The sequence below is a fragment of the Enterobacter sp. B79-1 genome (assembly GCF_057444735.1).
Genome location: NZ_JBYAZJ010000001.1, coordinates 1488240 through 1512633, shown reverse-complemented (window position 1 = coordinate 1512633; position 24394 = coordinate 1488240). Strand labels below are relative to the sequence as shown.

Annotated in this window: 24 protein-coding genes; 12 read left to right on the top strand and 12 right to left on the bottom strand. The window is 61.5% G+C overall.

From position 1 onward, the window contains the following. Positions 1-64: 64 nt before the first annotated feature. Genes fepC through fepD form a run of 3 tightly spaced genes read right to left on the bottom strand, consistent with a single transcriptional unit; the run spans position 65 to position 2849 of the window. Positions 65-859 (bottom strand): iron-enterobactin ABC transporter ATP-binding protein, encoded by a 795-nt coding sequence (fepC, locus tag AC2T6E_RS07345; RefSeq protein ID WP_486691077.1) that lies wholly within the window; start codon positions 857-859, stop codon positions 65-67. Then, entirely contained in the window at positions 856-1845 is a 990-nt protein-coding gene (gene fepG / locus AC2T6E_RS07340; RefSeq protein WP_486691232.1) for an iron-enterobactin ABC transporter permease, read from the bottom strand. The genes fepC and fepG overlap by 4 nt, the downstream gene beginning before the upstream one ends. Beyond that, positions 1845-2849 carry a Fe(3+)-siderophore ABC transporter permease gene (gene fepD / locus AC2T6E_RS07335; protein ID WP_486691075.1) on the bottom strand — a complete coding sequence of 335 codons (1005 nt, stop codon included), beginning with the start codon at positions 2847-2849 and terminating at the stop codon, positions 1845-1847. Before fepD ends, fepG begins: the two co-directional genes overlap by 1 nt. Positions 2850-2957: 108 nt before the next feature. Here fepD and entS point away from each other — a divergent pair, with 108 nt between their 5' ends. Continuing rightward, the gene (gene entS, locus AC2T6E_RS07330) at positions 2958-4184 is read left to right on the top strand and encodes an enterobactin transporter EntS (RefSeq protein WP_486691073.1); all 1227 of its coding nucleotides are present in this window, start codon (positions 2958-2960) and stop codon (positions 4182-4184) included. A gap of 77 nt (positions 4185-4261) precedes the next feature. Here entS and fepB read toward each other — a convergent pair whose 3' ends face one another. After that, positions 4262-5221 (bottom strand): Fe2+-enterobactin ABC transporter substrate-binding protein, encoded by a 960-nt coding sequence (gene fepB, locus AC2T6E_RS07325; RefSeq protein WP_431642530.1) that lies wholly within the window; start codon positions 5219-5221, stop codon positions 4262-4264. Between the two features lie 188 nt (positions 5222-5409). Between fepB and entC the strand changes: the two genes are divergently transcribed. The 5 genes from entC to entH are packed head-to-tail and all read left to right on the top strand — an operon-like array spanning position 5410 to position 10239. Then, positions 5410-6585: an isochorismate synthase EntC gene (gene entC, locus AC2T6E_RS07320; RefSeq protein ID WP_238459082.1), complete on the top strand. Its 1176-nt coding sequence runs from the start codon at positions 5410-5412 to the stop codon at positions 6583-6585. Positions 6586-6594: 9 nt separating this feature from the next. Then, the gene (gene entE / locus AC2T6E_RS07315; RefSeq protein ID WP_341495069.1) at positions 6595-8205 is read left to right on the top strand and encodes a (2,3-dihydroxybenzoyl)adenylate synthase EntE; all 1611 of its coding nucleotides are present in this window, start codon (positions 6595-6597) and stop codon (positions 8203-8205) included. A gap of 10 nt (positions 8206-8215) precedes the next feature. Then, positions 8216-9070: an isochorismatase gene (locus AC2T6E_RS07310; protein ID WP_486691070.1), complete on the top strand. Its 855-nt coding sequence runs from the start codon at positions 8216-8218 to the stop codon at positions 9068-9070. After that, positions 9070-9825, top strand: a complete 756-nt coding sequence (gene entA, locus AC2T6E_RS07305; RefSeq protein WP_348573044.1) for a 2,3-dihydro-2,3-dihydroxybenzoate dehydrogenase EntA — start codon at positions 9070-9072, stop codon at positions 9823-9825. The genes AC2T6E_RS07310 and entA overlap by 1 nt, the downstream gene beginning before the upstream one ends. Continuing rightward, a complete protein-coding gene (gene entH / locus AC2T6E_RS07300; RefSeq protein WP_253178837.1) occupies positions 9826-10239 on the top strand; it encodes a proofreading thioesterase EntH in 414 nt (137 codons plus the stop codon). It abuts the gene before it with no gap. Between the two features lie 89 nt (positions 10240-10328). On the opposite strand, the gene AC2T6E_RS07295 is transcribed toward entH, so the two are convergent. Genes AC2T6E_RS07295 through AC2T6E_RS07285 form a run of 3 tightly spaced genes read right to left on the bottom strand, consistent with a single transcriptional unit; the run spans position 10329 to position 12611 of the window. After that, positions 10329-11441, bottom strand: coding sequence for a M20 family metallopeptidase (locus AC2T6E_RS07295; RefSeq protein WP_278435565.1), 1113 nt, complete (start codon positions 11439-11441; stop codon positions 10329-10331). A gap of 13 nt (positions 11442-11454) precedes the next feature. Beyond that, on the bottom strand, positions 11455-11919 hold the full coding sequence (locus tag AC2T6E_RS07290; protein ID WP_023334858.1) for a YjiG family protein: 465 nt from the start codon (positions 11917-11919) through the stop codon (positions 11455-11457). Then, positions 11916-12611 carry a nucleoside recognition domain-containing protein gene (locus tag AC2T6E_RS07285; protein WP_010428444.1) on the bottom strand — a complete coding sequence of 232 codons (696 nt, stop codon included), beginning with the start codon at positions 12609-12611 and terminating at the stop codon, positions 11916-11918. Before AC2T6E_RS07285 ends, AC2T6E_RS07290 begins: the two co-directional genes overlap by 4 nt. A gap of 268 nt (positions 12612-12879) precedes the next feature. Between AC2T6E_RS07285 and cstA the strand changes: the two genes are divergently transcribed. Both cstA and AC2T6E_RS07275 read left to right on the top strand, forming a co-directional pair. Further along, complete coding sequence (gene cstA, locus AC2T6E_RS07280; RefSeq protein ID WP_010428450.1) at positions 12880-14985, top strand: pyruvate/proton symporter CstA; 2106 nt, start codon at positions 12880-12882, stop codon at positions 14983-14985. Positions 14986-15044: 59 nt separating this feature from the next. Next, positions 15045-15242, top strand: a complete 198-nt coding sequence (locus AC2T6E_RS07275; protein WP_006809671.1) for a YbdD/YjiX family protein — start codon at positions 15045-15047, stop codon at positions 15240-15242. Here AC2T6E_RS07275 and AC2T6E_RS07270 read toward each other — a convergent pair. The 4 genes from AC2T6E_RS07270 to AC2T6E_RS07255 all read right to left on the bottom strand — a co-directional run bounded on the left by AC2T6E_RS07270 (position 15239) and on the right by AC2T6E_RS07255 (position 17994). Continuing rightward, positions 15239-15643 (bottom strand): helix-turn-helix domain-containing protein, encoded by a 405-nt coding sequence (locus tag AC2T6E_RS07270; protein WP_029740113.1) that lies wholly within the window; start codon positions 15641-15643, stop codon positions 15239-15241. The two genes, AC2T6E_RS07275 and AC2T6E_RS07270, sit on opposite strands and share 4 nt — an antisense overlap. Further along, positions 15615-15920, bottom strand: a complete 306-nt coding sequence (locus AC2T6E_RS07265) for a type II toxin-antitoxin system RelE family toxin (protein ID WP_120159122.1) — start codon at positions 15918-15920, stop codon at positions 15615-15617. Before AC2T6E_RS07265 ends, AC2T6E_RS07270 begins: the two co-directional genes overlap by 29 nt. 184 nt (positions 15921-16104) lie before the next feature. Beyond that, on the bottom strand, positions 16105-16848 hold the full coding sequence (locus AC2T6E_RS07260; RefSeq protein ID WP_120159123.1) for an SDR family NAD(P)-dependent oxidoreductase: 744 nt from the start codon (positions 16846-16848) through the stop codon (positions 16105-16107). A 57-nt stretch (positions 16849-16905) separates the two neighbouring features. After that, positions 16906-17994, bottom strand: coding sequence for an oxidoreductase (locus AC2T6E_RS07255; protein ID WP_486691064.1), 1089 nt, complete (start codon positions 17992-17994; stop codon positions 16906-16908). Positions 17995-18153: 159 nt separating this feature from the next. Between AC2T6E_RS07255 and AC2T6E_RS07250 the strand changes: the two genes are divergently transcribed. The 4 genes from AC2T6E_RS07250 to AC2T6E_RS07235 all read left to right on the top strand — a co-directional run bounded on the left by AC2T6E_RS07250 (position 18154) and on the right by AC2T6E_RS07235 (position 23058). Beyond that, the gene (locus tag AC2T6E_RS07250; protein ID WP_486691062.1) at positions 18154-19656 is read left to right on the top strand and encodes a sugar ABC transporter ATP-binding protein; all 1503 of its coding nucleotides are present in this window, start codon (positions 18154-18156) and stop codon (positions 19654-19656) included. Further along, on the top strand, positions 19653-20648 hold the full coding sequence (locus tag AC2T6E_RS07245; RefSeq protein ID WP_039024441.1) for an ABC transporter permease: 996 nt from the start codon (positions 19653-19655) through the stop codon (positions 20646-20648). The genes AC2T6E_RS07250 and AC2T6E_RS07245 overlap by 4 nt, the downstream gene beginning before the upstream one ends. Before the next feature lie 20 nt (positions 20649-20668). Further along, on the top strand, positions 20669-21733 hold the full coding sequence (locus tag AC2T6E_RS07240; RefSeq protein WP_427353420.1) for a sugar ABC transporter substrate-binding protein: 1065 nt from the start codon (positions 20669-20671) through the stop codon (positions 21731-21733). Between the two features lie 83 nt (positions 21734-21816). After that, positions 21817-23058, top strand: a complete 1242-nt coding sequence (locus AC2T6E_RS07235) for an LVIVD repeat-containing protein (protein WP_486691059.1) — start codon at positions 21817-21819, stop codon at positions 23056-23058. Positions 23059-23148: 90 nt separating this feature from the next. Here AC2T6E_RS07235 and mtnK read toward each other — a convergent pair whose 3' ends face one another. Further along, positions 23149-24348 carry an S-methyl-5-thioribose kinase gene (gene mtnK, locus AC2T6E_RS07230; protein WP_214605412.1) on the bottom strand — a complete coding sequence of 400 codons (1200 nt, stop codon included), beginning with the start codon at positions 24346-24348 and terminating at the stop codon, positions 23149-23151. Positions 24349-24394 lie beyond the last annotated feature (46 nt).

The following is a 24394-nucleotide window of genomic DNA, read 5'->3' as shown; positions in this document are numbered from 1 at the left end:
CTGCGCTTACCGGGCCTACGGGAGCCGAGTGTAGGCCGGGTAAGGCGCAGCCGCCACCCGGCAATTACCGCCGACCTAACGGCACCACCAGCGGCGTGCCCGCCACCGGATCGTCAATAATCATGCAGCGCATGCCGTAGATCCGCTCGATCAGCTCCGGCGTCACAATCTCTTTCGGCGCGCCTTGCGCCACAATCTCACCGTCTCGCAAGGCAATCAGATGCGTGGCGTAGCGGCACGCCTGGTTTAAATCGTGCAGCACCGCTGCCAGGGTATAGCCCTGCGTGCGGTTCAGCTCGCTCAGCAGCTCCAGCAGGTCAATCTGATGGCTGATGTCGAGCCAGGTCGTCGGCTCGTCCAGCAGCATGATGGAGGTCTCCTGCGCCAGCACCATCGCGATCCACGCCCGCTGACGCTGCCCGCCGGAGAGGGTGTCCACGCTTTGCAGGGCGAGATCGGTAATCCCCGTCGCCCGCATCGCTCGGCTGACCGCCTCGTCATCCTCTTTACGCCAGCGGGTAAACAGCGGCTGGTGCGGGTAGCGCCCGCGCGAGACCAGCTCCTGTACCGTGATGTCTCCCGGTGTGGTGGCGTTTTGCGCCAGCAGCCCGATGCGCCGCGCTACCTCTTTGCTGGCGAAGCGCTGGATCTGCTCCCCGTCGAGGAACACGCTGCCTTCAGCCGGCGTCATCAGGCGGCTCAGCGTGCGCAGCAGGGTCGATTTGCCGCAGCCGTTCGGCCCGATGATTGCCGTAAAATGGCCGTCTGGAATGGCGACGGATAAGTCACGGGCAATGATTTTTTTTCCGTAGCCGAGGGTCAAGTTTTCGCCGCGCAAGCGGGGTGTTGAATCTGTCATTTCTTGCGTGACTCCTGAACGAGCAAGACGATGAGGTAAATCCCGCCGAGGCTGACGGTCACCACGCCCACCGGCAGTTGATAAGGCGTAAACAGCCGCTGAGCGCAGAGATCGGCGGCCAGCAGCAACAATGCGCCGCAGAGCGCCGCCTGGGTTAATCCCCAGCGCGCCGTCCCGCTAAGGCGGCGGGCGATGTGCGGTGCCACGAGGGCGATAAACGAGATCGGCCCGGCGATGGCGGTAGAGGCGGCGGTCAGCAGGACGGCGACCAGCATCAGCATCAGGCGCGAGCGCTCGACGCCCACGCCCAGCGCGCAGGCGCTGTCGTCGCCCATCTCCAGCAGGCGCATGCGTCGCACCAGCAGCAGCGCGCCGATAAACATCAGCAAAATCAGCGGCGCGGCGGGCCAGGTTTTGCCCCACGTCAGGCCGTTGAGGGAACCGGCGTACCACAGCCCGGCGGAGAGCGCGGTTTCCAGCGAGGCCTGTAGCAGAAGCCAGGTGTTAAACGCCATCAGCATGGCGCGGATGCCGATCCCGATGATGATCAGGCGGAAGGTGTCGATGCCGTTGCGCCAGGCCAGCGCCCAGATCAGTAATGACGTCAGAATGCCGCCCGCCATCGCCGTAAAGGTAATCGCCGTCAGGTGCTGACCAAACAGCACCATCGCCACCAGCACGCCGCTCCAGGCCCCGGTGTTGAGGCCCATCACGTCCGGGCTGCCGAGCGGGTTGCGCATCAGCGACTGAAATATCGCACCGCTCACGCCGAGCGCCGCGCCCACCAGAATCGCCATCGCCACGCGCGGCAGTCGCCACTCCGTCACCACCATGGTGATGTTGCGCGGCGCGCTGCCGAGCAGGGCGTTGAAGACCTGAGTGAAGTCGAGCGTCACCGCGCCGCTGCGCAGGCTCCAGACTGCCAGCAGCAGAATGGCGATAAGCAGCAGCGAGACGCTGGTGAGTAAACGACGGGACGGGGCCATCATGCGCTACCTCCGCGTTTACGGCGTACCAGGAAGATCAGCACCGGCGCGCCGATAAAGGCGCTGACCACCGAGACGCGCAGTTCACCGGGCACCAGCAGGCGGCCCAGCACGTCGGCAAACAGCAGCAGGGCAGGGGTGGCCAGCAGCGTCACCGGCAGCGACCAGCGGTGATCCGCCCCCACCAGCCAGCGCGCCATGTGCGGCATCATCAGGCCAATAAAGGCGATCGGGCCGACCACCGCGGTCGCGCTGCCGCACAGCACGGTGATGGCGAGCAGACCAATCAGCTGAGTGCGCGCCACGCGGTTGCCGAGGGCGGTCGCGGTGTCGCTGCCGAGGCTCAGGCTGTTGAGCGCGCGGCTTAAAAACAGCGCCACGGCGGCAGCGATAATGACCGGGATCGCCACCACTTTTAGCGTTTCAAGGGTGCGAATATCCAGCGAACCGGCCTGCCAGAAGCGCAGCTGGTCGTAAACGTCCGGGTTGAGCAGGGCGATGCCGTTGGATAAGCCTTCCAGCACCGCCGCGAGCGCCACGCCCGCGAGCGTCAGGCGGACCGGACTCAACTGGCCGCCGCCCTGGCTGCCGGTAAAGGCGACGACCAGCGAGGCGGCCAGCGCGCCGCAGAAGGCCATCGCCAGCTGCTCCGAGGGCGAGGTCAACCCGAACAGCGCCGCGCCGAGCACGATGGCAAAGCTGGCGCCGGAGTTAACGCCGAGAATGCCGGGGTCCGCCAGCGGGTTACGGGTAAGGGTTTGCATCAGGGCACCGGCAAGGCCGAGCGCGCCACCCGCCAGCAGTCCGGCAAGCGTGCGGGGGAGTCGGGCGTCGAGCACGATAATACAGTCGGCGCTCTGGCAGGTGCCGGAGAGCGCATCAACGATAACGGACGCGGGCAGCGGCTTCGCGCCCACCAGCAGGCTGAGTGCAACCGCAAGGCTCAGGAGCAGCAGTAAAACGGGCACGGCAACGGCGCGCACCGCAGAAGAGGAAAACGACATAGCAACATCCATGATTTGATAATGATAGTGATTATCGTTATCTATCTTATTTGGCTATGTTAGCATGTGCGCCCATGGAATGGGTAGAATTACACTCAAGGCTTTGTCATGAATCAAAAATCCTGGCTGCTCAACCTCAGCCTGTTGAAAACGCACCCGGCGTATCGCGCCGTATTTATCGCTCGCTTTATCTCCATTTTGTCCCTCGGGCTGCTCGGCGTGGCCGTGCCGGTACAGATCCAGACCCTGACGCACTCCAGCTGGCTCGTGGGGTTATCCGTCACCTTAACCGGCGGCGCGATGTTCATCGGCCTGATGGTCGGCGGTGTGCTGGCGGACCGCTACGAGCGTAAGAAGCTGATCCTGCTGGCGCGCGGCACCTGCGGCGTGGGCTTTATCGGGCTGTGTCTGAACGCCATGCTGCCGGAGCCGTCGCTGATCGCCATTTACGCCCTGGGGCTGTGGGACGGTTTCTTTGCCTCATTAGGCGTGACGGCGCTGCTGGCGGCAACGCCCGCGCTGGTCGGGCGCGAGAACCTGATGCAGGCGGGGGCGATCACCATGCTCACCGTGCGCCTCGGCTCGGTGATTTCGCCGATGGTGGGCGGCCTGCTGCTGGCGACCGGCAACGTGGCGTGGAACTACGGGCTGGCGGCGGCGGGGACCTTTATCACCACCCTGACCCTGCTGCGCCTGCCGCGGCTGCCGCCTCCGCCGCAGCCGCGCGAGCATCCGCTGAAATCGCTGATGGCCGCTATTCGTTTCCTGTTCAGCAACCCGCTGATTGGCGGGATTGCGCTGCTCGGCGGCCTGCTGACGATGGCGAGCGCCGTGCGCGTGCTGTACCCGGCGCTGGCGGGAGAGTGGCAGATGAGCGCCTCGGAGATTGGCATTCTTTACGCCGCCATTCCGCTCGGCGCGGCCTGCGGGGCGCTGACCAGCGGCAACCTGGCGCAAAGCGCGCGTCCGGGGCTGATTATGCTGCTTGCCACGCTGGCGTCGTTTGTCGCCATTGGCTTCTTCAGCCTGATGCCGGTGTGGGCGCTGGGGGTGCTGTGTCTGGTGATTTTCGGCTGGCTGAGCGCCATCAGCTCGCTTTTGCAGTACACGCTGATCCAGACCCAGACGCCGGAAGGGATGCTCGGGCGCATTAACGGCCTGTGGACGGCGCAGAACGTGACGGGCGATGCGATTGGCGCGGCGATCCTCGGCGGGCTGGGGGCGATGATAACCCCGGTGGCCTCGGCGAGCTGCGGCGGGTTTGCGTTAGCGATGGTTGGCGTAATTTTATTGGCGGTTTTGGTGGAGTTGCGTCGGTTCAGGCAGAACCTGTAGGTCGGGTAAGGCGTAGCCGCCACCCGACAAAACGCCCGGTGGCGCTGCGCTTACCGGGCCTACGGGAAACGTGCCTCTTATTTAAAAATTGAATTCAAACGCTGCAACACCAACATCGCGCTGTAATAATCCAGGCGGAATGTCTCGGTTCCCAATGCCCAAACCCGTTTGTTTTTCACCGACGGCAGATGCGCCAGCAGCGGGTTGGCGTAAATCGCATCCACGTCTTTCTTATCGCCCGCAAATACAAACAGCCCTTCGCCGTTCAGCCCCGTCGCCAGGTTTTCACCACCCAGCTGAATAATGTCGTGGCGTTTGCCCTGGCTTTTGGAGGTCTGCAGCCCGGCGGGCAGCTCCGCCAGCGTAAAGCCCAGCTGGTGCAGCAGCTTGCCCTGCGCGGATTCAGCGGTCCACAGGTTGGCGCTGTGCGCGGCGGCGGTGTAGACGATGGCGTTCACCGGCTGCGGCGGCAGCTTCATCTGCTGCTTCACCTGGGCGAGCTGTTTATCGAAGGCAGCGATGCGCTCTGCGGCCTGTGTTTCCTGCCCGGTGATGGTCCCCAACTGGGTCAGCAGTTCCTGCCAGCTCTTGTCGTCGTAGTTGATGATAAGCGTCGGCGCGATGGCGGAGAGCTGATCGTACAGCGCCACCGCGGAATCTCCGCCGGTGGCACCGATCAAAATCAGATCCGGCATCTGGGCGGCAACCGCTTCGGCACTCGGCTCGCCGATGTACAGCCGCGCGACCTTGCGCTGTTTCGCGATATCACCCCACTGGCGCAGGAAACCCTGCCCATCCGCCACGCGGTTGTTCGGCGTGGTCGCACCGCTGGCGACGACCGGCGCGTCTATCGCCAGCAGGGAGCCGGTTAAGGTCACGCTGGTGGAGACTATGCGCGTCGGTTTGCTCTCAAGGGTATGCACGCCGCGGCTGTCGGTCACCTGGCGCGGCCAGTCGGCGGCGGTCGCTGAGGTTAGTCCTAAAACAAAAAAGCCTGTCAGAAGAAAGGCATTACGGCAAAGGGCAGGGAATTTCACTGAGCGGCATCCTGTTATTGTTGAAGTTAATGCTTCTCATTTTCATGATTGCCGGGAAGGGATGCAAGCGTTTGTCGCACAAGTTGTTTGACCGACGGTTGACAGCGGGGCGCTGTGGGATTAGGTTAGCCGACGAAAATATAAATGATAATCATTATTGCTTCTTTTATCATTTTGAGGAGGATGATATGGATACGTCCCTGGCTGAGGAAGTTCAGCACACCGCGACCACGCTGCAATCAGACAGCTTTTTCTTTATGTCGCCTTACCGCAGTTTTACCACGTCCGGCTGCTTTGCCCGCTTTTCTGAGTCCGCCGTTGGCGGCGACGATCCGGCAGGCCGCTTCCAGCAGAAATTAGCCCAGGCTTTCCAGAACGCGAAGGCCAGCGGCATCGCCCATCCGGTCATGGTAGGGGCAATCCCGTTCGATACCCGCAAGCCGTCGTCGCTGTTTATTCCCCAACGCTGGCAGACGTTTTCTCGCCCGGCGCGTCAGCAGTCTTCACGCTATTTCTCCGGTGCGCAGTCACTGAATATTGAAAAACGTACCGAGATCCCCCCGCAGCCTGTGTTTGAAGAGATGGTCGCCCGCGCCGCGGCGCTGACCGCCACGCCGCAGGTGAACAAGGTCGTGCTGTCGCGCCTGATTGATATCGCGACCGATAACAACATTGATAGCGGTGCGCTGATGGAGCGCCTGATCGCTCAGAACCCGGCGAGCTTTAACTTCCACGTGCCGCTGGAAGACGGCGGCGTGCTGCTGGGGGCAAGCCCCGAACTGCTGCTGCGCAAAGAGGGCGGGCACTTTAGCTCGCTGCCGCTGGCAGGCTCGGCGCGTCGTCAGCCGGACGACGTATTAGATCGCGAAGCGGGCAATAAGCTGCTGGCCTCCGAAAAAGACCGTCACGAGCACGACCTGGTGACTCAGGCGATGAAGGCCATTCTGGCACCGCGCAGCCATCATCTCAGCATGCCGGCTTCTCCTCAGTTGATTACCACGCCGACGCTGTGGCATCTGGCAACGCCGGTAGAAGGCGAGGCGCGTGAAAATGAAAACGCCCTGACGCTGGCCTGCCTGCTGCACCCGACGCCGGCGCTGAGCGGTTTCCCGCACCAGGCGGCAAAACAGCTGATCGCCGAGCTGGAGCCGTTCGACCGCGAGCTGTTCGGCGGCATCGTCGGCTGGTGCGACAGCGAAGGCAACGGCGAGTGGGTGGTGACCATCCGCTGCGCGCGTCTGCATAAAAACACCGTTCGCCTGTTTGCCGGTGCGGGCATTGTGCCTGCCTCCTCGCCGGTGGGCGAGTGGCGCGAAACCGGCGTGAAGCTCTCCACCATGCTCAACGTGTTTGGTTTGCACTAAGGAAGACTCATGACCATTCCCTTTACCCGCTGGCCTGAGGAATTTGCCCGCCGCTACCGCGAAAAAGGCTACTGGCAGGATCTGCCGTTGACCCACATCCTGACGGATCGCGCGGACAGCGATGCCGTGGCGATAATCGACGGCGAGCGGCACATCACCTACCGCGCGTTTAATCAGGCGGTGAACAACCTGGCGTCCGCCCTTGAGGCGCAGGGGCTGCACCGCGGCGAGACCGCGCTGGTGCAGCTCGGCAACGTGGCCGAGTTCTACATCACCTTCTTCGCGCTGCTGCAAATCGGCGTCGCGCCGGTGAACGCGCTCTTTAGCCATCAGCGCAGCGAGCTGAACGCCTACGCCGCGCAGATCAAACCCGCCGTGCTGATTGCCGAACGCGACCACGCGCTGTTTGTGGGCGATGACTTTCTGAATACCTTTGTGGATGCGCACCGCTCGGTACGCGCCGTGCTGCTGCGCGGCGATAAGGGCGAACATGCGCTGGAAGCGGCGATTGCGCGTCCGGCGGATAACTTCATCCCGAATCCGACGCCCGCCGACGAAGTGGCGTTTTTCCAGCTTTCCGGCGGCAGCACCGGCACGCCGAAGCTGATCCCGCGCACGCATAACGATTACGACTACAGCATTCGCCGCAGCAACGAGATTTGCGGCATCACCGCCGAAACGCGTTACCTGAACGCGCTGCCCGCGGCGCATAACTACGCCATGAGCTCGCCGGGATCGTTAGGCGTCTTCACCGCGGGCGGCTGCGTGGTGCTGGCGAACGATCCGAGCGCGACGTTCTGCTTCCCGCTGATTGAACGGCATCAGATCAACGTCACCTCGCTGGTGCCCCCGGCGGTGAGCCTGTGGCTGCAGGCGATTGCCGACGGCGCGGGGAACGCGCAGCTGAGATCTCTGAAGCTGCTTCAGGTGGGCGGCGCGCGCCTCTCCGCCACGCTCGCGGCGCGCATTCCGGCGGAAATCGGCTGCCAGCTTCAGCAGGTGTTCGGCATGGCGGAAGGGCTGGTGAACTACACCGCGCTCGACGACGCGCCGGAACGCATCATCAACACCCAGGGCCGTCCGATGTGCCCGGACGACGAAGTGTGGGTGGCGGACGAGCACGGCAACCCGCTGCCGCGCGGTGAGGTCGGGCGTCTGATGACGCGCGGGCCGTATACCTTCCGCGGCTATTTCAACAGCCCGGAACACAACGCCAGCGCCTTCGATGCGAACGGTTTCTACTGCTCAGGGGATCTGATCGCCATTGACGAGCAGGGCTACATCACCGTGCAGGGGCGCGAGAAAGATCAGATCAACCGCGGCGGGGAGAAGATCGCCGCCGAAGAGATTGAAAACCTGCTGCTGCGCCACGAGGCGGTGATCCACGCCGCGCTGGTGAGCATGGAGGACAGCCTGCTGGGCGAAAAAAGCTGCGCGTACCTGGTGGTGAAACAGCCCCTGCGCGCGGTGGAGGTGCGCCGCTTCCTGCGCGAGCAGGGCGTTGCCGAATTTAAGCTGCCGGACCGCGTGGAGAGCGTGGATGCGCTCCCGCTAACGCCGGTCGGCAAAGTCGATAAGAAACAGTTGCGCCTGTGGCTTGCAGAACGCGCCCGGGGCTGAGGAACAGAGAATGGCTATCCCAAAATTAACCGCTTACGCGCTGCCGACCGCCGCAGAGCTGCCGACTAACAAGGTGAACTGGAGCTTTGAGCCGGAACGCGCCGCGCTGTTGATCCACGATATGCAGGAGTATTTCCTGAACTTCTGGGGCGAAAACAGCGCGATGATGCAGCAGGTGGTGGCGAATATCGCCAGACTGCGCGCTTACTGCAAAGCGCACAATATTCCCGTGTACTACACCGCCCAGCCGAAAGAGCAGAGCGATGAAGACCGCGCCCTGCTGAACGACATGTGGGGGCCGGGCCTGACCCGCTCGCCGGAGCAGCAGCGCATTGTCCGTGAACTGACGCCGGACGAAGCCGACACCGTGCTGGTGAAGTGGCGCTACAGCGCGTTCCACCGCTCGCCGCTGGAGCAGATGCTGAAGGAGACGGGCCGCAACCAGCTGCTGATTACCGGCGTGTACGCCCATATCGGCTGTATGACCACCGCCACCGATGCCTTCATGCGCGACATCAAGCCGTTCTTTATTGCCGACGCGCTGGCGGATTTCACCCGCGACGAGCACCTGATGTCGCTGAATTACGTTGCAGGGCGCTCGGGACGCGTGGTGATGACCGACGAGCTGCTGCCGTCCGTTCCGGCCTCGAAGGCCGCGCTGCGCGAGCTGATCCTGCCGCTGCTGGACGAATCCGACGAGCCGATGGATGACGAAAACCTGATCGACTACGGTCTGGATTCGGTGCGCATGATGGCGCTGGCCGCCCGCTGGCGCAAAGTGCACGGCGATATCGACTTCGTGATGCTGGCAAAAAATCCCACAATCGACGCCTGGTGGGCGCTGCTGTCCCGCGAGGTGAAGTAATGGCGGGTTTCGATTTTACCGGTAAAACGGTCTGGGTGACGGGCGCGGGCAAAGGGATTGGCTACGCGACGGCGCTGGCGTTTGTGGATGCTGGCGCGCAGGTGACCGGGTTCGACCTGGCGTTTCCGCTGGGTGATTATCCGTTCGCCACCGAAACGCTGGACGTGGCGGATTTTGCTCAGGTCAGCGATGCGTGTGGCCGTTTGCTTAATACCCTTGAGCGTCTGGACGTGCTGGTTAACGCAGCGGGCATTTTGCGCATGGGGGCGACGGACCAGCTCTCGCAGGAGGACTGGCAGCAGACCTTCGCGATCAACGTCGGCGGCGCGTTCAACCTGTTCCAGCAGACGATGGGCCAGTTTCGCCGTCAGCAGGGCGGGGCGATAGTCACCGTGGCGTCCGACGCGGCACACACGCCGCGCATCGGCATGAGCGCCTACGGTGCGTCGAAAGCGGCGCTGAAAAGCCTGGCCCTGACCGTCGGGCTGGAGCTGGCGGGCAGCGGCGTGCGCTGTAACCTGGTGTCACCAGGCTCAACGGACACTGATATGCAGCGCACCCTGTGGAAAAGCGACGATGCGGAGCTGCAGCGCATTCGCGGCTTTGGCGAGCAGTTCAAGCTCGGCATTCCGCTGGGCAAAATCGCCCGTCCGCAGGAGATTGCCAGCACGGTGCTGTTCCTGGCATCCGATGCCGCCAGCCATATCACCCTGCAGGATATCGTGGTGGACGGCGGCTCCACGCTGGGGGCGTAAATGATCTGGAAACGTCATTTACCGCTCGAGGAGCTGAACGCCACCAGCCAGAACACGATGGTGGGGCATCTCGGCATCGTCTATACCCGTATCGGCGACGACACGCTGGAAGCGGAGATGCCGGTGGATGCGCGCACCCATCAGCCGTTTGGCCTGCTGCACGGCGGGGCATCGGCGGCGCTGGCGGAAACGCTCGGCTCAATGGCCGGTTTTCTGATGACCCGTGACGGACAGAACGTGGTGGGGACGGAGTTGAACGCCACGCACCACCGGGCGGTGTCGCAGGGGAGAGTGCGCGGGGTGTGCCAGCCGCTGCATCTGGGGCGCTCAAGCCAGAGCTGGGAGATTGTGGTATTCGACGAGCAGGGGCGGCGGTGCTGTACCTGCCGGTTGAGTACGATGGTGTTGGGTTGAACGGTGCAGAATTGCCGGGTGGCGGCTTCGCCTTACCCGGCCTACACCTCACACGTAGGCCCGGTAAGCGAAGCGCCACCGGGCAATGTTTACAGCATCGATACCACCCGCTTCAACAGACGAATTCGCGGGACAATCGACGCTTTATCCAGCCATTCCGCAGGGCTGTGGAACCCGGCGCCAATCGGCCCCAGGCCGTCGAGCGTCGGGATGCCCAGCGCGGCGGTGTGGTTGGCGTCGCTGCCGCCGCCGACCGCCTGCCAGGTAATGTCGATACCCTCCGCTTTTCCTGCAGCTTCAACCTGCTGCATCAGGGCCTGAGTCGCTTTACTGGTTGCCATCGCCGGTTTGTGATTCACCCGCGCAAGCGTAGTGGTCACGCCGTCTAAAAAGCCTTTTTCACATAACGCCTCCAGCGCCTGATTCACCCGGTCGTACTCGTCGTTTTCCCAGAAGCGAACGTCCAGTTCTGCCACGGCGCTGTCCGCGACCACGTTGGCCGCGCTGCCGCCGTGAATCACCCCGACGTTGAGCGTGGTGCCGCGATCCCAGTCGGTTAGCGCATTAATCGCGATGACGCTGTTTGCCAGCGCGGTAATTGCCGAACGACCTTTCTCCGGGTCGTTGCCCGCGTGTGCCGCCACGCCGCTGAAGGTGAGGTGATAGCCCGCCATCCCTTTACGCGCTTTCACCAGTGAACCGTCGGCGCGGGCGGCTTCGCAGACCAGCACGCAGCGTGAACGCTTCGCCAGCTCGCCAATCCATTCGTGGGAATGGACAGAGCCGGTCTCTTCGTCCGGGTTCATCGCCACGGCAATCGCGAGACGATCGTTGTCTGCGGCGTCGAGCCCGCGCATTGCCCACAAAATATTCAGAAGTCCGCTCTTCATATCCGAGACGCCGGGGCCGTACAGGCGGGTATCGTCCTCGCTCATCGGGCGCTCGGCGACGGTGCCGGGGGCAAATACGGTATCCAGGTGCCCGACCAGCAGCACGTCAAAACGTTCCGCCTGCGGTTTGTTGCTGACGAACACGCCGGGGCCCACCTTATCGCCCAGATTCACCTGCTCGGTGTGCCAGCCTTCGCGCTGCCAGAGCTGCTGCATGATGCCTGCCACGGCGGCAACGCCCGCAATAGTCTGGGTGCCGCAGTCCACGTTCACCAGGGTTTTCAGCTCTTCAATATAGTGGTCAAGATTCATGTTCACGTCCTGTTCAGAGAATAATGCGCATCAGCAGCATGGCTAAAAACGCGTTGACGACCGAGATGGCGATCATTAGCGGGATACGTTTGGCGCGGGTGCCGATCACGCCCAGAATGCGGCCCAGATACTGCACCTGCGAGCCCATCAGGTAGATGGCGGGTGCCAGGATCGCCAGGTGCTCGCCGGAGATAATGCCTTTATCAAACAGGCCGATGGCGACGCCGATCCCGCCGCCCATCGACATCCAGCCGCCAATCAGCACGGCGGCAGCCTCACCCGGCAGGCCGAACAGGCCCATCAGTGGGGCGAAGATCATGCCCAGCCCTTTTAGCGCACCGGTAATTTCCAGCGCTTTGATGATGATAAATGCCATCACCACGTTGGGCAGGGTGCTGCTGGTGGCAATGCTCCAGCCTTTGCGCGCGCCTTCGACGAAGACATCGGTAATCACGGGGTTAGACTGTGGGGCACTCATGCGGCGTCTCCTTTACGGGTGAAGGACAGGATCAATCGCAGCAGATTTGCGCCCACGATTTTCATGATAAACATGACGGCGATACAGGCTCCGATGGACGTGGGAACCGCCGCCGTGCCGTCAACGGCGACCAGCGTGAAGAGGATCGCCCCGGAAGAGAAAAAGTTGGTGATCATCGCCCCGGCGGAGAACTGGAACATGGCGAAAACGTCTTTCTCTTTTTCGCTGATTTGCCCTTCGTCTGACAGATTACGGGTAAGCGACGCGCCGACGTCGGTGCTTTGCAGGCTGCCAATCAGCGCCAGCCCGGTGGTGCCGGGAATGCCCAGCAGCGGGCGCAGCAGAGGGGTTAAGAGTTTGCGGGCGGCACGCAGCGCGCCATAGTGCTCCAGCACGTTGATCATCCCCAGCGCGAACATCACCGCGGGAATTAAACCGAGCGCGAAGAGAAACCCGTCCATCGCGCCGCTGCCGCCGGTGCCGCGAAAGGCGCTGCTGGCTGTGGTTAACGTACCGTCATCCAGACTGGCTTTACTGACCACTTTGCCAAACGCACCGTTGAGGGTGGTGAAATCAAAGACGCCGTACCACTCTTTTCCGCCTAACAGGCCGGAGAAGAAAACGGCTGCAAACGCCAGGGCGAAGTACGCGCCCGGCCCGACCTTATGATCCTGAGGTACAGAACTGTTCATATCCTTTTCCTTGTATGTACGCGATTGCGCAGGATCATTCTGGCGAGGTTATGAGCAAAAAAAATGATACAAATCATTCCGTAAGGCGGCGCATGGATGAAAAAGGCAAAAGTGTGACCGAGGACGTCACGAAAGTGATCGGCTTAACAATGTGGTGTAAATGTCTGGTTTGACCACGCATTATTGCGTTTCAAAGTTGTTAAATTTTTCCGGTTGTTCTAGAAACAAAATGTAACATCTCACTGTTTCACTACAACGGATAACCACTATGAACAACTCAGGGAAATACCTTACATGGGCAGGGCTCTCCGTTGTGGGAGCCTTTGCCCTGGGCTATATCGCCCTCAACCGGGGGGAACAGATCAACGCGCTCTGGATCGTCGTCGCCTCCGTCTGCATTTATCTGATCGCGTACCGTTTTTATGGCCGCTATATCGCGAAGAACGTATTAGGTGTTGATGCGACGCGCATGACGCCTGCCGTGCGCCATAACGACGGGCTGGACTACGTGCCGACCGACAAAAAGGTGCTGTTTGGCCACCACTTCGCGGCGATTGCCGGCGCGGGCCCGCTGGTGGGGCCGGTGCTGGCGGCGCAGATGGGCTACCTGCCGGGGATGATCTGGATCCTCGCGGGCGTGGTGCTGGCGGGGGCGGTGCAGGACTTTATGGTGCTGTTCGTCTCCACCCGCCGCGACGGTCGTTCGCTGGGCGAGCTGGTGAAAGAGGAGATGGGGGCAACCGCCGGGGTGATTGCGCTGGTGGCGACCTTTATGATCATGGTGATCATACTCGCGGTGCTGGCGATGATCGTGGTGAAAGCGCTGACCCACAGCCCGTGGGGGACGTACACCGTTGCCTTCACCATTCCGCTGGCGCTGTTTATGGGGATCTACATTCGCTATCTGCGCCCGGGGCGCATTGGTGAAGTGTCGGTGATTGGTCTGGTGTTCCTGGTGTTCGCCATTATCTCCGGCGGCTGGGTGGCGGAAAGCCCAACCTGGGCACCGTTCTTCGACTTTACCGGCGTGCAGCTGACCTGGATGCTGGTGGGCTACGGCTTTGTGGCGGCGGTGCTGCCGGTGTGGCTGCTGCTCGCTCCGCGTGACTACCTCTCCACCTTCCTGAAAATCGGTACCATCGTCGGGCTGGCCATCGGCATTCTGATTATGCGCCCGACCCTGACCATGCCTGCGCTGACCAAATTTATTGACGGCACCGGCCCGGTCTGGACCGGTAACCTGTTCCCGTTCCTGTTTATCACCATCGCCTGCGGTGCGGTGTCTGGCTTCCACGCGCTGATTGCCTCCGGCACCACGCCGAAGATGCTGGCGAATGAAAATCAGGCCTGCCTGATTGGCTACGGCGGCATGCTGATGGAATCCTTTGTCGCCATCATGGCGCTGGTCTCGGCCTGCATTATCGATCCGGGCGTGTACTTCGCGATGAACAGCCCGATGGCGGTGCTGGCACCTGCCGGAACCGTTGACGTGGTGGCATCCGCTGCACAGGTGGTGAGCGGCTGGGGCTTTGCCATTACCCCTGAAACGCTAACGCATATTGCTAATGAGGTGGGCGAGCAGTCGATCATCTCCCGTGCGGGCGGTGCGCCGACGCTGGCGGTGGGGATGGCCTACATCCTGCACGGCGCGCTGGGCGGGCTGATGGACGTCTCCTTCTGGTATCACTTCGCCATTCTGTTCGAGGCGCTGTTTATCCTGACGGCGGTGGATGCGGGTACCCGTGCGGCGCGCTTTATGCTGCAGGACCTGCTGGGCGTGATCTCCCCGAACCTAAAGCGTACCGATTCGCTCCCGGCTAACCTGCTGGCGACGGCGCTGTGCGTGCTGGCGTGGGGCTACTTCCTGCACCAGGGCGTGGTCGACCCGCTGGGTGGGATTAACACCCTGTGGCCGCTGTTTGGTATCGCCAACCAGATGCTGGCGGGCATGGCGCTGATGCTCTGCGCGGTGGTGCTGTTCAAGATGAAGCGCCAGCGTTACGCCTGGGTGGCATTAGTGCCAACCGCATGGCTGCTGATTTGTACCCTGACGGCAGGCTGGCAGAAAGCCTTCAGCCCGGACAACAAGGTGGGCTTCCTAGCAATCGCCAACAAGTTCCAGGCGATGATCGACAGCGGTAAGATCCCGGCGCAGTACACCGAGTCGCAGCTGTCGCAACTGGTGTTTAACAACCGTCTGGACGCCGGGCTGACTATCTTCTTTATGGTGGTGGTCGTGGTGCTGGCGTTGTATTCTCTCAAAACCGCGCTGGCGGCGTTGAAAGTCGACAAGCCAACGGCGAAAGAGACACCATACGAGCCGATGCCTGAAAACCTGGAAGAGATTGTCACCCAGGCCAAAGGGGCGCATTAACCTGTGTGCCGGGTGGCGCTAGCGCTTACCCGGCCTACATTTCCTGTGAGACCAAAATTATGTTCGACACCCTCTCCAAAGCAGGTAAATACCTGGGCCAGGCCGCCAAAATGATGATTGGCGTGCCGGACTACGACAACTACGTCGAGCATATGCGCGTCAACCATCCGGACCAGACGCCCATGACCTACGAAGAATTTTTCCGCGACCGTCAGGACGCCCGCTACGGCGGCAAGGGCGGGGCGAAGTGCTGTTAACCCTCTTTCGGTAAATAGAGGCTGATTTGCTCCTGCTTGCAGCCGTAAATGGCTGCCAGTTTTTCACGGGTGCGCTTTTGTGGGCGAGAGTCCAGCGCTTCCAGTTGTGACACGGCGGACTGGGTGATGCCGAGTTTCTCCGCCACCTCCTGCTGGGACATGCCGCGCAGGATACGCCACGCGGCCTGCAGGCTGACGTTCTGCCAGGTCATGATGCTGCACACTTCCCCAGGCAACTCCACGTCATCCAGACTATCGTGTTCGACCTCAATATCCTCCAGATCGTCGTCGGTTTCGTCGTCAATTTCTGCCATCTGTAAGAGCATACGAAAATATTCGTGATAGGGAATAACGACGTACTGCGTTTTCCCGTTATCGTCCTTGATTAGCTGTACAGCCATAGTTGGCACTCTCCTCATGCAGGTAAGTCGTTGAAGTTCTGCGCTTGACGGCCAAAACATAACAATGGTCATCGGGATCGTCCCGAAGCGTATAGACGATGCGGTAATCGCCTACGCGAAGCCGAAAATGATTTTCTGTCGTCGATATTTTTTTGATATCGGGCCGGGGAGCCGAGCGGTCATCCAGCTCGGAGAGCTTTACCTCAATGCGACGCTGATACCGCTCGTCAATCTTTGAAAACGCCTTCTTTGCACCATTGGACCAGACAATCTTCATCCGTACCTCCACTGTACGCCCACATAAAATATAAGGAAATAATAAGACTATTAGATAAATTCCGAATTTCTAATGGGGGTACTGTAGAGCGGTGAAAAAACGGGAGAAAGCGGCAAAATGCGAACCGTCGAGAGCGCTCGAGAAGGCCTCTGTCGGGCGACAGAGGCTTGCAGGAAAAATGCGATCAGGCGTTCAAACCGCCGTCCACGTCCAGGCCGGTACCGGAGATCTGCCCGGCAGCAGGGCTGGCAAGAAACGTGACCGCCGCTGCGACGTCTTCCGGCTGACCGTAGTGGCCCAATGCAATAAGCTGACGCTGAGAGTCAGCCTGGTCCCCGTCCTCCGGGTTCATATCGCTGTTGGTGGGGCCGGGGTGGACCAGATTAACGGTAATGCCGCGCGGCCCTAAATCACGGGCCAGCCCGCGGGTGAGGGAGTTGAGGGCCGATTTGGTCATCGAGTAGACGGCGATACCCGGCTGCGCCACGCGGTTTGCCAGACAGCTGCCGATGTTGATGATGCGCCCGCCGTCGGACATGTGCACCAGCGCTTCCTGAATGGCGATCACCACGCCGCGGATGTTGACGTTGATAAGGGCGTCGATGTCCGCCAGCGTCATGGACTCCAGCGGGCCGCCGCGCGCGATACCCGCGTTGTTAACCAGAATGTCCAGCCCGCCGAGGGAACGCGCCGCATGGGTGACGGCATCCTGAATCGCCTGCGCGCTGGCGCTGTCCGCCTGCACGGCTTCGCTGTGTCGTCCCAGCGCCTTAATCTCATCGGCGACCGCCTGGGCTTTATCGGCGGATTTTTCATACGTAATAATCACATCTGCACCGGCGCGCGCCAGCGAGAGTGCAATTGCCCGACCCAACCCGCGGCTGGCGCCGGTAACCAGCGCCTTTTTACCTGTTAAATCGATCTGCATGATGACCTCGTTGCAAGAGTAGAAAGAATCATCATTAGGTATAGCCTGTCGGCGCGATTAACGGCTGAAGGATTCTACTTTCTCAAACGCGGCGCGCAGAACGTCAGGCGTTAGCGCAACCGGCAGATAGTGAATCGACTCCACCGGGCGCAGGGTGTGGGCAATGACCTTATCCAGCGCTTCCCGGTTATTGATGTCGACGTCCAGCGCGCGAAGCGTGGTCGGCAGGTTAAAACGCCGGTACGCCGTCACCAGCTGCGCCAGCACATCGTCCTGACCGAGCAGGGCGCTCTGCACCAGAATCCCGTAGGCTACCTTGGTGCCGTGCAGGTATTTTTCCGTCTGCGGCAGCACGGTTAAGCCGTTGTGAACCGCATGCGCTGCCGCCACGCGCGTATAGCGTTCGCCCAGACCGCCGACCATCCCGCCACCGGCAATAATCGCGTCCACCACGTCCCGGAACGCCTGCGTCTGTTCACCGCGCTGCTGGTCGGCCAGCGCTTCCTCACTGTGTTCCAGCAGCACGTCGCGGATCGCCAGCGCGCCGTTGATGCCCAGCCGCACGGTCAGCGGCAGGTTTTCAGGCTGCGGGGCGAGCACCACCGCTTCGTACCACTTCGCCAGCGTATCGCCGATGCCCGCCAGCAGATATTCCGCCGGGGCGTTAAGGACGATCTGCGGCTCCACCAGTACCAGGAAGTTGGCGTCGTCGAAGATCTCAAAATGCAGCGCCTGACCGGCATCGTTGTACCAGACGGAGAGCGGGGTCCACGCCGCGCAGGTGGCGGCAATGGTGGGGATGCCCACGAACGGAACGCCTAAACGACGCGCCACGGCTTTCACCGTATCCATCACCGCGCCGCCGCCGACGCCAATGACCACGCTCGCACCGCTACCGGCGTCGTTCACCAGGTGGGTGACGTCGCGCTCGCTGCAGTGGCCCTTAAACAGCAGGTGCTTCGCGCCCGGCGCGTTAAAGCTCTCCGGCAGGAAAGGACGCGCGCCTTCGATAGCGCGCTCGCCGTAGATCCACACCGCGCGGGAAAGCTGTTCCGGGGTAAAGAAATTATCCAGCTGCGCAAGGCTTCCGGGGTAAGAGAAGTAGTTCGCCGGGCCAGGCACGACGCGGATATCGGTGTTGCTCATGGTGTTGTCCTTTTTTAGCAAGCGCTAACCCGATGTTATGTCTGGACATCCGGATGGCTAATAATATTTCGCTTTATCTTATGCCTTTTCCGTCGTTGTCAGTCAACCGGAGCTGTGAAAAATTCGATAAATCAGAAGAGTAATGAAGGATTTACGCGGATGGTTTCCAGTCGCCTTGAGATGCGCGGTATCAGCCTGGCCTTTTCCGGCTTTCAGGCGCTGTCGCGCGTGAATTTCACCTTAACCGGCGGATCCGTACATGCGCTAACCGGTGCCAACGGTGCGGGGAAATCGACCCTGATGGCGGTGCTGTGCGGCACGCACGACCACTATGAGGGTGAGATCAGCATTAACAACCAGCCGGTGACGATCCGCGAACCGCTTGATGCCAAACGGCTGGGGATCCACCTCGTGCAGCAGGAGGTGGACGTAGCGCTGATCCCGGGGTTGAGCATCGCCGAGAACATCATGCTTGACCAGCTGGCGCAGCCGGGGCATCGCTTCAACTGGCGCGCGATCCGCCAGCAGGCGAGACAGGCGCTGGCGCAGCTGGATGTTTCTCTGGACGTACGCCGTTCCATTGACAGCTGTTCGCTGGCCGAGAAGCAGCAGATTTTGCTGGCGCGCGCGTTGTCCCACCACTGCCGTTTTTTGGTTCTTGATGAACCCACTGCGCCGCTGGATGCGCATGAGAGCGAGCGCCTGTTTGCGGTAGTGAGACGTTTAAAGCAGCAGGGTATCGGCGTGGTGTTTATCTCCCACCGCATTCACGAGCTGAAGGCCATCTGCGACACCCTGACGGTGCTCCGCGACGGCAAGCTGATCGAGTCCGGGCCGATGGCCGATCTGAGCGGCGAAGCCATCGTCGAGAAGATGCTCGGCCACGTGCTGAGCGATATCTACCCGCCCGCGCGCCCGCCGCACGGCGACGAAACGCTGCTGCGCGTCGAGGGGTTGCACGACGACGCGCTGCTGAAAGATATCTCCCTGCACCTGCGCAAAGGCGAAATCCTCGGGATTGCCGGGCTGGCGGGTGCGGGGAAAACCGAACTCTGCAAGGCGCTGTTTGGTGCCAGCAAAAGCCGCGTGGCAAACGGCGAGTTTAATCATCAATCCTGGCAGCCGCGCGACCCGGCAGACTCCGTGCTGCGCGGGCTGGCGCTGGTGCCGGAGGAGCGGCGGAAAGAGGGCATTTTTATCGACGAGCCGGTGAGCATGAATCTTGCCGTGTGCGCCGATAACAGCTTTTCGCGCTGGAGCCTGTTTGGCCATCGTCAGGCGTGGCGCTGGGCGGAAGAGGTGATTGCACGCGTCGGCGTGCGTGCGCGTGGGCCGGGGCAGGTACTGCGACGTCTGTCCGGCGGCAACCAGCAGAAGGTCGCCATCGGCAAATGGCTGCGCAATGACGCCAGCGTGCTGATATTCGACGAGCCGACCAAGGGCGTGGACGTGAAGGCCAAAACCGACCTGTTCCAGCTGATTGACGGCCTGGCGCGCGAGGGCAAAGGGGTGATTTACGCCTCGGGCGAGTTTGCTGAACTGGTCGGGCTGTGCGACCGCATCTGCGTGCTGTGGGACGGGCGCATCGTGGCGGAAATCGCCCGGGCCGAGGCCCGCGAAGAGACACTACTTTATTATTCAACCGGAGGAACGGCGTCGTGAGCAAGGCCCTTTCAGTGAACGCGGCGGCGTCTGGCCGCCAGCAGATTTTCGATTTTCTCTACAAGTGGGGCATGCTGTTAACCGTCGTCGCGCTGGTGGCCGTCTTTGGCCTGGCGTCGGACAGCTTCCTCGATCCGAACAACATCATCAATATTCTGCGCTCGATTGCCATCGTGACGGTGATTGCCATTGGCGTGTCGATTTCATTGACCATCGGCGGGTTCGATCTCTCCGTTGGATCCACCGCCTCGCTGGCGAACGCCCTGGTGATTTCCCTTTTCGTCTGGCACGGCTTTGGTACCACCGAGTCGATTCTTATAACCCTTGCGCTCTGCACGCTGGTGGGGCTGTTTAACGCCTTTCTGATCGTCATTCTGCGCATTCCGGACATGCTCGCGACGCTTGCCAGCCTGTTTGTGATCCAGGGCGTGGCGATGACCTACAGCTACGGCGGCTCGATTACCGAGAACATGGTGCTGCCGAGCGGCGACATGGCGGAAGGAACCATTCCGGCGGCGTTCAGCCTGCTGGGGCAGGTGCCGACGATTGTGATCGTCATGCTGGTGGTGACCGTCCTTGCGCAGCTGGGGCTGTCGTTGACCACTCACGGACGCCGGATGTACGCCATCGGCGGCAACCCCGAAGCCGCGCGTCTCTCCGGCATTCGCACCACGCGCTACAAGGTGGCGGCCTACGTGATCGCCTCGCTGCTGGCGGGACTGGGTGGGATTTTGCTGGCTTCGCGCATCGGTTCGTCACAGGTGAATGCGGGCGGTGGATATCTGATGGACGCGGTGGCGGCGGCGTGGATTGGCTTCTCGCTGGCAGGTTCAGGCAAGCCGAACGCGCTGGGTACGCTGGTCGGGGCGGTCATTCTTGGCGTGCTGTCGAACGGGCTGGTGATGCTCTCCGTCCCGTATTACGCCATGGACATTATAAAAGGGCTGGTGCTTGCGGTAGCGCTGGCGATTACCTACATACAAAAACGCTGACAACACAACGGGATAAAAAAATGAAAAAGATTGCACTCTCTTTAGTGGCGCTTGGGCTGCTCGCTTCTCTGCCAGGCTTTGCGGCTACGCCCGCGCCGCTTCCGGCCGCCATTGCCAACCATGACGGCCCGATCCGCATCGCGGTGATCCGTAACCTCGGCTCAGACGACAACACCACGCAGTTTATTGCCGGTGCGATTCAGGAAGGGAAAAAGCTCGGGTTTAAGGTCAGCACCTTTTTAAGCAACGGGGACGATGCCAAATTCCAGGACTTCGTGAACCAGGCGATCAGCCAGAAATATGACGGGATTATCCTGTCTCAGGGGCGCGATCCGTACTCCACCGCGCTGGTGAAGAAAGCGGTGGATGCCGGGATCAAAGTCTCGGTATTTGATACCGCCGTTAACGGTGAGATCCCGGGCGTGACCGTCACCCAGCAGGACGATGCCTCTCTGACAAATCTCTCCTTCGGCCAGCTGGCGAAAGATTTCAACGGCAAGGCCAATATCGTCAAGCTGTGGGTGGCGGGCTTCCCGCCAATGGAGCGTCGTCAGGCGGCGTATAAAGAACTGCAAAAGCAGTATCCGGACATCAAAGAGCTGGAGTCTATCGGCGCGGTCTCGTCTGACGTGCAGGGTGATACCGCCAACAAGGTGGGCGCGATCCTGGCGAAATACCCGAAAGGCAAAATCGACGCCATCTGGGGCACCTGGGACGCCTTCAGCCAGGGCGCGTATAAGGCGCTGAAAGAGAACGGCCGCACCGAGATCAAGCTCTACAGCATCGATATCTCCAACCAGGATCTGCAGCTGATGCGCGAGCCGGGCAGTTCGTGGAAGGTGAGCGTGGCGGTGGATCCGAAGCTGATTGGCGCGACGAACGTGCGTCTGGTGGCGAACAAGATTGCCGGGGAAGCCACGCCAGCAACCTACGATTTCAAAGCGGCGGCCATTCCGCAGGCGCTGCTGACCGCCCAGCCGGGCCCGGTGAACGTGGCGTCTCTGGGCAAAATCATTCCGGGCTGGGGCCAGACGGAAGATTTTATCGCGCCGTGGTTTGCGACGCTGGAAGCCAGGTCAAAATAATGCCCGGTGGCGCTTCGCTTACCGGGCCTACGGTGTTGTAGGCCGGATAAGGCGTAGCCGCCATCCGGCGAAAGGACTTATACATGTCTGCATTACCTCAACCCGAATACAGCCGCAATATGCGGCTGATTGGCCATAGCGACCAGGGCGGTCGCCCGGACGGCGTGCAGCTGATGGTGCATCGCGGTTTCGCCTATATCGGCCATATGGTGTCGCAGGGTTTTTCCATTGTCGACGTGCGCGACCCGAAGAACCCGAAAACGGCAGGCTACGTGCCCGCGCCGCCCGGCACCTGGAACGTGCACCTGCAGGCGCATGACGACCTGCTGCTGGTGATCAACGCCAGGGATCTGTTTGCCGATGCCCGCTTTGCCGACGAAAAGGTCTACTACACCCGGCAGGTGGGGGAGACCGTCAGCGACGTGCAGGACAAAGGCTGGAGCGCCGGGCTGTGCGTGTTTGATATCTCCACGCCGGACAGGCCGCGTGAAATCGGCTTTCTGTCGCTGAGCGGCATCGGCATCCACCGCATCTGGTACGTCGGCGGCCGCTGGGCCTACGTGTCGGCGCTGATCGACGGCTTTACCGACTACATCTTCCTGACCATCGATCTTGCGGACCCGCGTAAGCCTGAAGTGGCGGGGCGCTGGTGGCTGGCGGGGATGAACCAGGCCGAAGGGGAGAAGCCGAACTGGCCGGAAGGGAAACGCTACGCGCTGCACCACGCGATTATCGCGGGTGATACCGCCTACGGCAGCTGGCGCGACGGCGGCCTGACTCTGCTGGACGTGAAGGACCGCACCCAGCCGAAGCTGATTAGCCATCGCAACTGGAGCCCGCCGTTTGGCGGCGGGACGCACACCGCGCTGCCGCTGCCGGACCGCGATTTGCTGGTGGTGCTGGACGAAGCGGTGCTGGATAACCAGGAGGACGGCGAGAAGCTGATCTGGCTGTTTGATATCCGCGAGCCGTCGAACCCGGTAAGCGTCTCGACCTTCCCACAGCCGGATGAAACCGACTACGTGGCGAAAGGGGCGCATTTCGGCCCGCACAACCTGCACGAGAACCGGCCGGGGAGCTTTGTCAGCTCAACGCTGATTTTTGCAACGTATCAGAACGCGGGCGTGCGGGCGTACGATATTTCGAACCCGTATCGACCGGTGGAAACGGGAGCGCTGGTGCCCGCCGCGCCGGAGAAGATGATGGACACGCGGCCCAATCGCCCGCAGGTGATCCAGTCGTGCGACGTGTTTGTGGATGCGCAGGGGATTATTTACAGCACGGATTATAACGGCGGGTTATCGGTGATTGAGTATTTGGGGTGAGTTTTTGCCGGGTGGCGGCTTCGCCTTACCCGGCCTACATTCGAATCGTAGGCCCGGTAAGCGCAGCGCCACCGGGCACAAAGCTGGCACTCAGCTGTACTGCCGCACTCGTGCCACCAGCTCTTCCGCGCTGTCGATGCGGTCGGCAATCACAATCAGGGCTTTGCCAAGCGTTATCGCGTGGCGCAGGCATTCGTGGCGCATGGCGTCATCCGCAATGGTGTCGATATCCGCCACGTGGGAAAGCCCGACGCTTCGGCGAATCAGCTCGGTGCCGCAGAACCCGATGGCATCGTGCCAGACCTTTTTCAGAAACGCGGAGGCATAGCCCGGCGCGCTCAGCGCCGCGTCACGGGTTTTCTCGTTTGCCAGCGCCTGGAAGCGTTCCGCGAAGGTATTCCACAGCTCCTGAATATCGGTCAGGCGCTGCTCGCGCGCGGCGGCGGCATCGCGAATGCCCAGGTGCCCAGGCAGGCCGCAGAAGTTCAGCAGCAGGTTACCGATGGCGGTGCCGATATCAAAGCCAATCGGCCCGAAATAGCCGAACTCTGCGTCGATGGCCTTCAGGCTGCCGTCGGCCACAAAAATCGACCCGCTGTGGATATCGCCGTGCAGCAGGGCTTCAGCCTGAGAAAAGAAACGGTGCTTCAGGGAAGCCACGGCAACTTTAAGCTGGGCGTCGTCGCGCAGGGCCGCAACGTCATTTTCCAGCTCGGCCGGGTAGCTGTTGCGTTCGTGGATCTGGTACGGATCGTTAAAGAACAGATCTTCGGTGATCTCGCACATCTCCGGGTTGATGAATTTCGCCACCTGCGCTTTTTTCGCGTGCGGGTGCAGGTAGAAATCGCTGGTGTGGAACAGCGCGTGCGCGAGGTATTCGCCCAGCTGCTGCGCCGCCTGCGGGTAGTAAATGTTGTTGATCAGCTCGCCGCGCCAGATGCGATGGCTGGAGAGATCTTCCATCACCATTACCGCCAGCTCCGGGTCGAAGTGGTGGATTTTCACGGTGTGCTGCGGGCTGTGCTGGTAGTGCTCGACCAGCGTTTGCGCTTCAAGACGGGCGCGGTCCAGCGTCAGCGGCCAGGACTCCCCGACGCAGCGCACGTAGGGCAGCGCCTGCTTGACGATGATGCGGCTCGCGCCCGCGCTGTCGAAAATTTTAAAGACCAGATTGAGGTTGCCGTCGCCTATCTCCTGCGCCTCCACCAGCGATGATGGGTCATCAAGGCCGCCAAACTGCCTGGCATATTCCACGGCGTCCTGAGCGGTAAAGGTACGGTATTGCGACATGGCCTGTTCCTCACGGGTTTGCTAATAAAGACATGTAGACGTCTAT

Excerpts from the sequence above, each read along its gene's own strand:
- fepC (WP_486691077.1), bottom strand. The coding sequence starts at position 859 with ATGACAGATTCAACACCCCGCTTGCGCGGCGAAAACTTGACCCTCGGC.
- fepG (WP_486691232.1), bottom strand. The coding sequence starts at position 1,845 with ATGGCCCCGTCCCGTCGTTTACTCACCAGCGTCTCGCTGCTGCTTATC.
- fepD (WP_486691075.1), bottom strand. The coding sequence starts at position 2,849 with ATGTCGTTTTCCTCTTCTGCGGTGCGCGCCGTTGCCGTGCCCGTTTTA.
- entS (WP_486691073.1), top strand. The coding sequence starts at position 2,958 with ATGAATCAAAAATCCTGGCTGCTCAACCTCAGCCTGTTGAAAACGCAC.
- entC (WP_238459082.1), top strand. The coding sequence starts at position 5,410 with ATGGATACGTCCCTGGCTGAGGAAGTTCAGCACACCGCGACCACGCTG.
- entE (WP_341495069.1), top strand. The coding sequence starts at position 6,595 with ATGACCATTCCCTTTACCCGCTGGCCTGAGGAATTTGCCCGCCGCTAC.
- AC2T6E_RS07310 (WP_486691070.1), top strand. The coding sequence starts at position 8,216 with ATGGCTATCCCAAAATTAACCGCTTACGCGCTGCCGACCGCCGCAGAG.
- entA (WP_348573044.1), top strand. The coding sequence starts at position 9,070 with ATGGCGGGTTTCGATTTTACCGGTAAAACGGTCTGGGTGACGGGCGCG.
- entH (WP_253178837.1), top strand. The coding sequence starts at position 9,826 with ATGATCTGGAAACGTCATTTACCGCTCGAGGAGCTGAACGCCACCAGC.
- AC2T6E_RS07295 (WP_278435565.1), bottom strand. The coding sequence starts at position 11,441 with ATGAATCTTGACCACTATATTGAAGAGCTGAAAACCCTGGTGAACGTG.
- AC2T6E_RS07290 (WP_023334858.1), bottom strand. The coding sequence starts at position 11,919 with ATGAGTGCCCCACAGTCTAACCCCGTGATTACCGATGTCTTCGTCGAA.
- AC2T6E_RS07285 (WP_010428444.1), bottom strand. The coding sequence starts at position 12,611 with ATGAACAGTTCTGTACCTCAGGATCATAAGGTCGGGCCGGGCGCGTAC.
- cstA (WP_010428450.1), top strand. The coding sequence starts at position 12,880 with ATGAACAACTCAGGGAAATACCTTACATGGGCAGGGCTCTCCGTTGTG.
- AC2T6E_RS07275 (WP_006809671.1), top strand. The coding sequence starts at position 15,045 with ATGTTCGACACCCTCTCCAAAGCAGGTAAATACCTGGGCCAGGCCGCC.
- AC2T6E_RS07270 (WP_029740113.1), bottom strand. The coding sequence starts at position 15,643 with ATGGCTGTACAGCTAATCAAGGACGATAACGGGAAAACGCAGTACGTC.
- AC2T6E_RS07265 (WP_120159122.1), bottom strand. The coding sequence starts at position 15,920 with ATGAAGATTGTCTGGTCCAATGGTGCAAAGAAGGCGTTTTCAAAGATT.
- AC2T6E_RS07260 (WP_120159123.1), bottom strand. The coding sequence starts at position 16,848 with ATGCAGATCGATTTAACAGGTAAAAAGGCGCTGGTTACCGGCGCCAGC.
- AC2T6E_RS07255 (WP_486691064.1), bottom strand. The coding sequence starts at position 17,994 with ATGAGCAACACCGATATCCGCGTCGTGCCTGGCCCGGCGAACTACTTC.
- AC2T6E_RS07250 (WP_486691062.1), top strand. The coding sequence starts at position 18,154 with ATGGTTTCCAGTCGCCTTGAGATGCGCGGTATCAGCCTGGCCTTTTCC.
- AC2T6E_RS07240 (WP_427353420.1), top strand. The coding sequence starts at position 20,669 with ATGAAAAAGATTGCACTCTCTTTAGTGGCGCTTGGGCTGCTCGCTTCT.
- AC2T6E_RS07235 (WP_486691059.1), top strand. The coding sequence starts at position 21,817 with ATGTCTGCATTACCTCAACCCGAATACAGCCGCAATATGCGGCTGATT.
- mtnK (WP_214605412.1), bottom strand. The coding sequence starts at position 24,348 with ATGTCGCAATACCGTACCTTTACCGCTCAGGACGCCGTGGAATATGCC.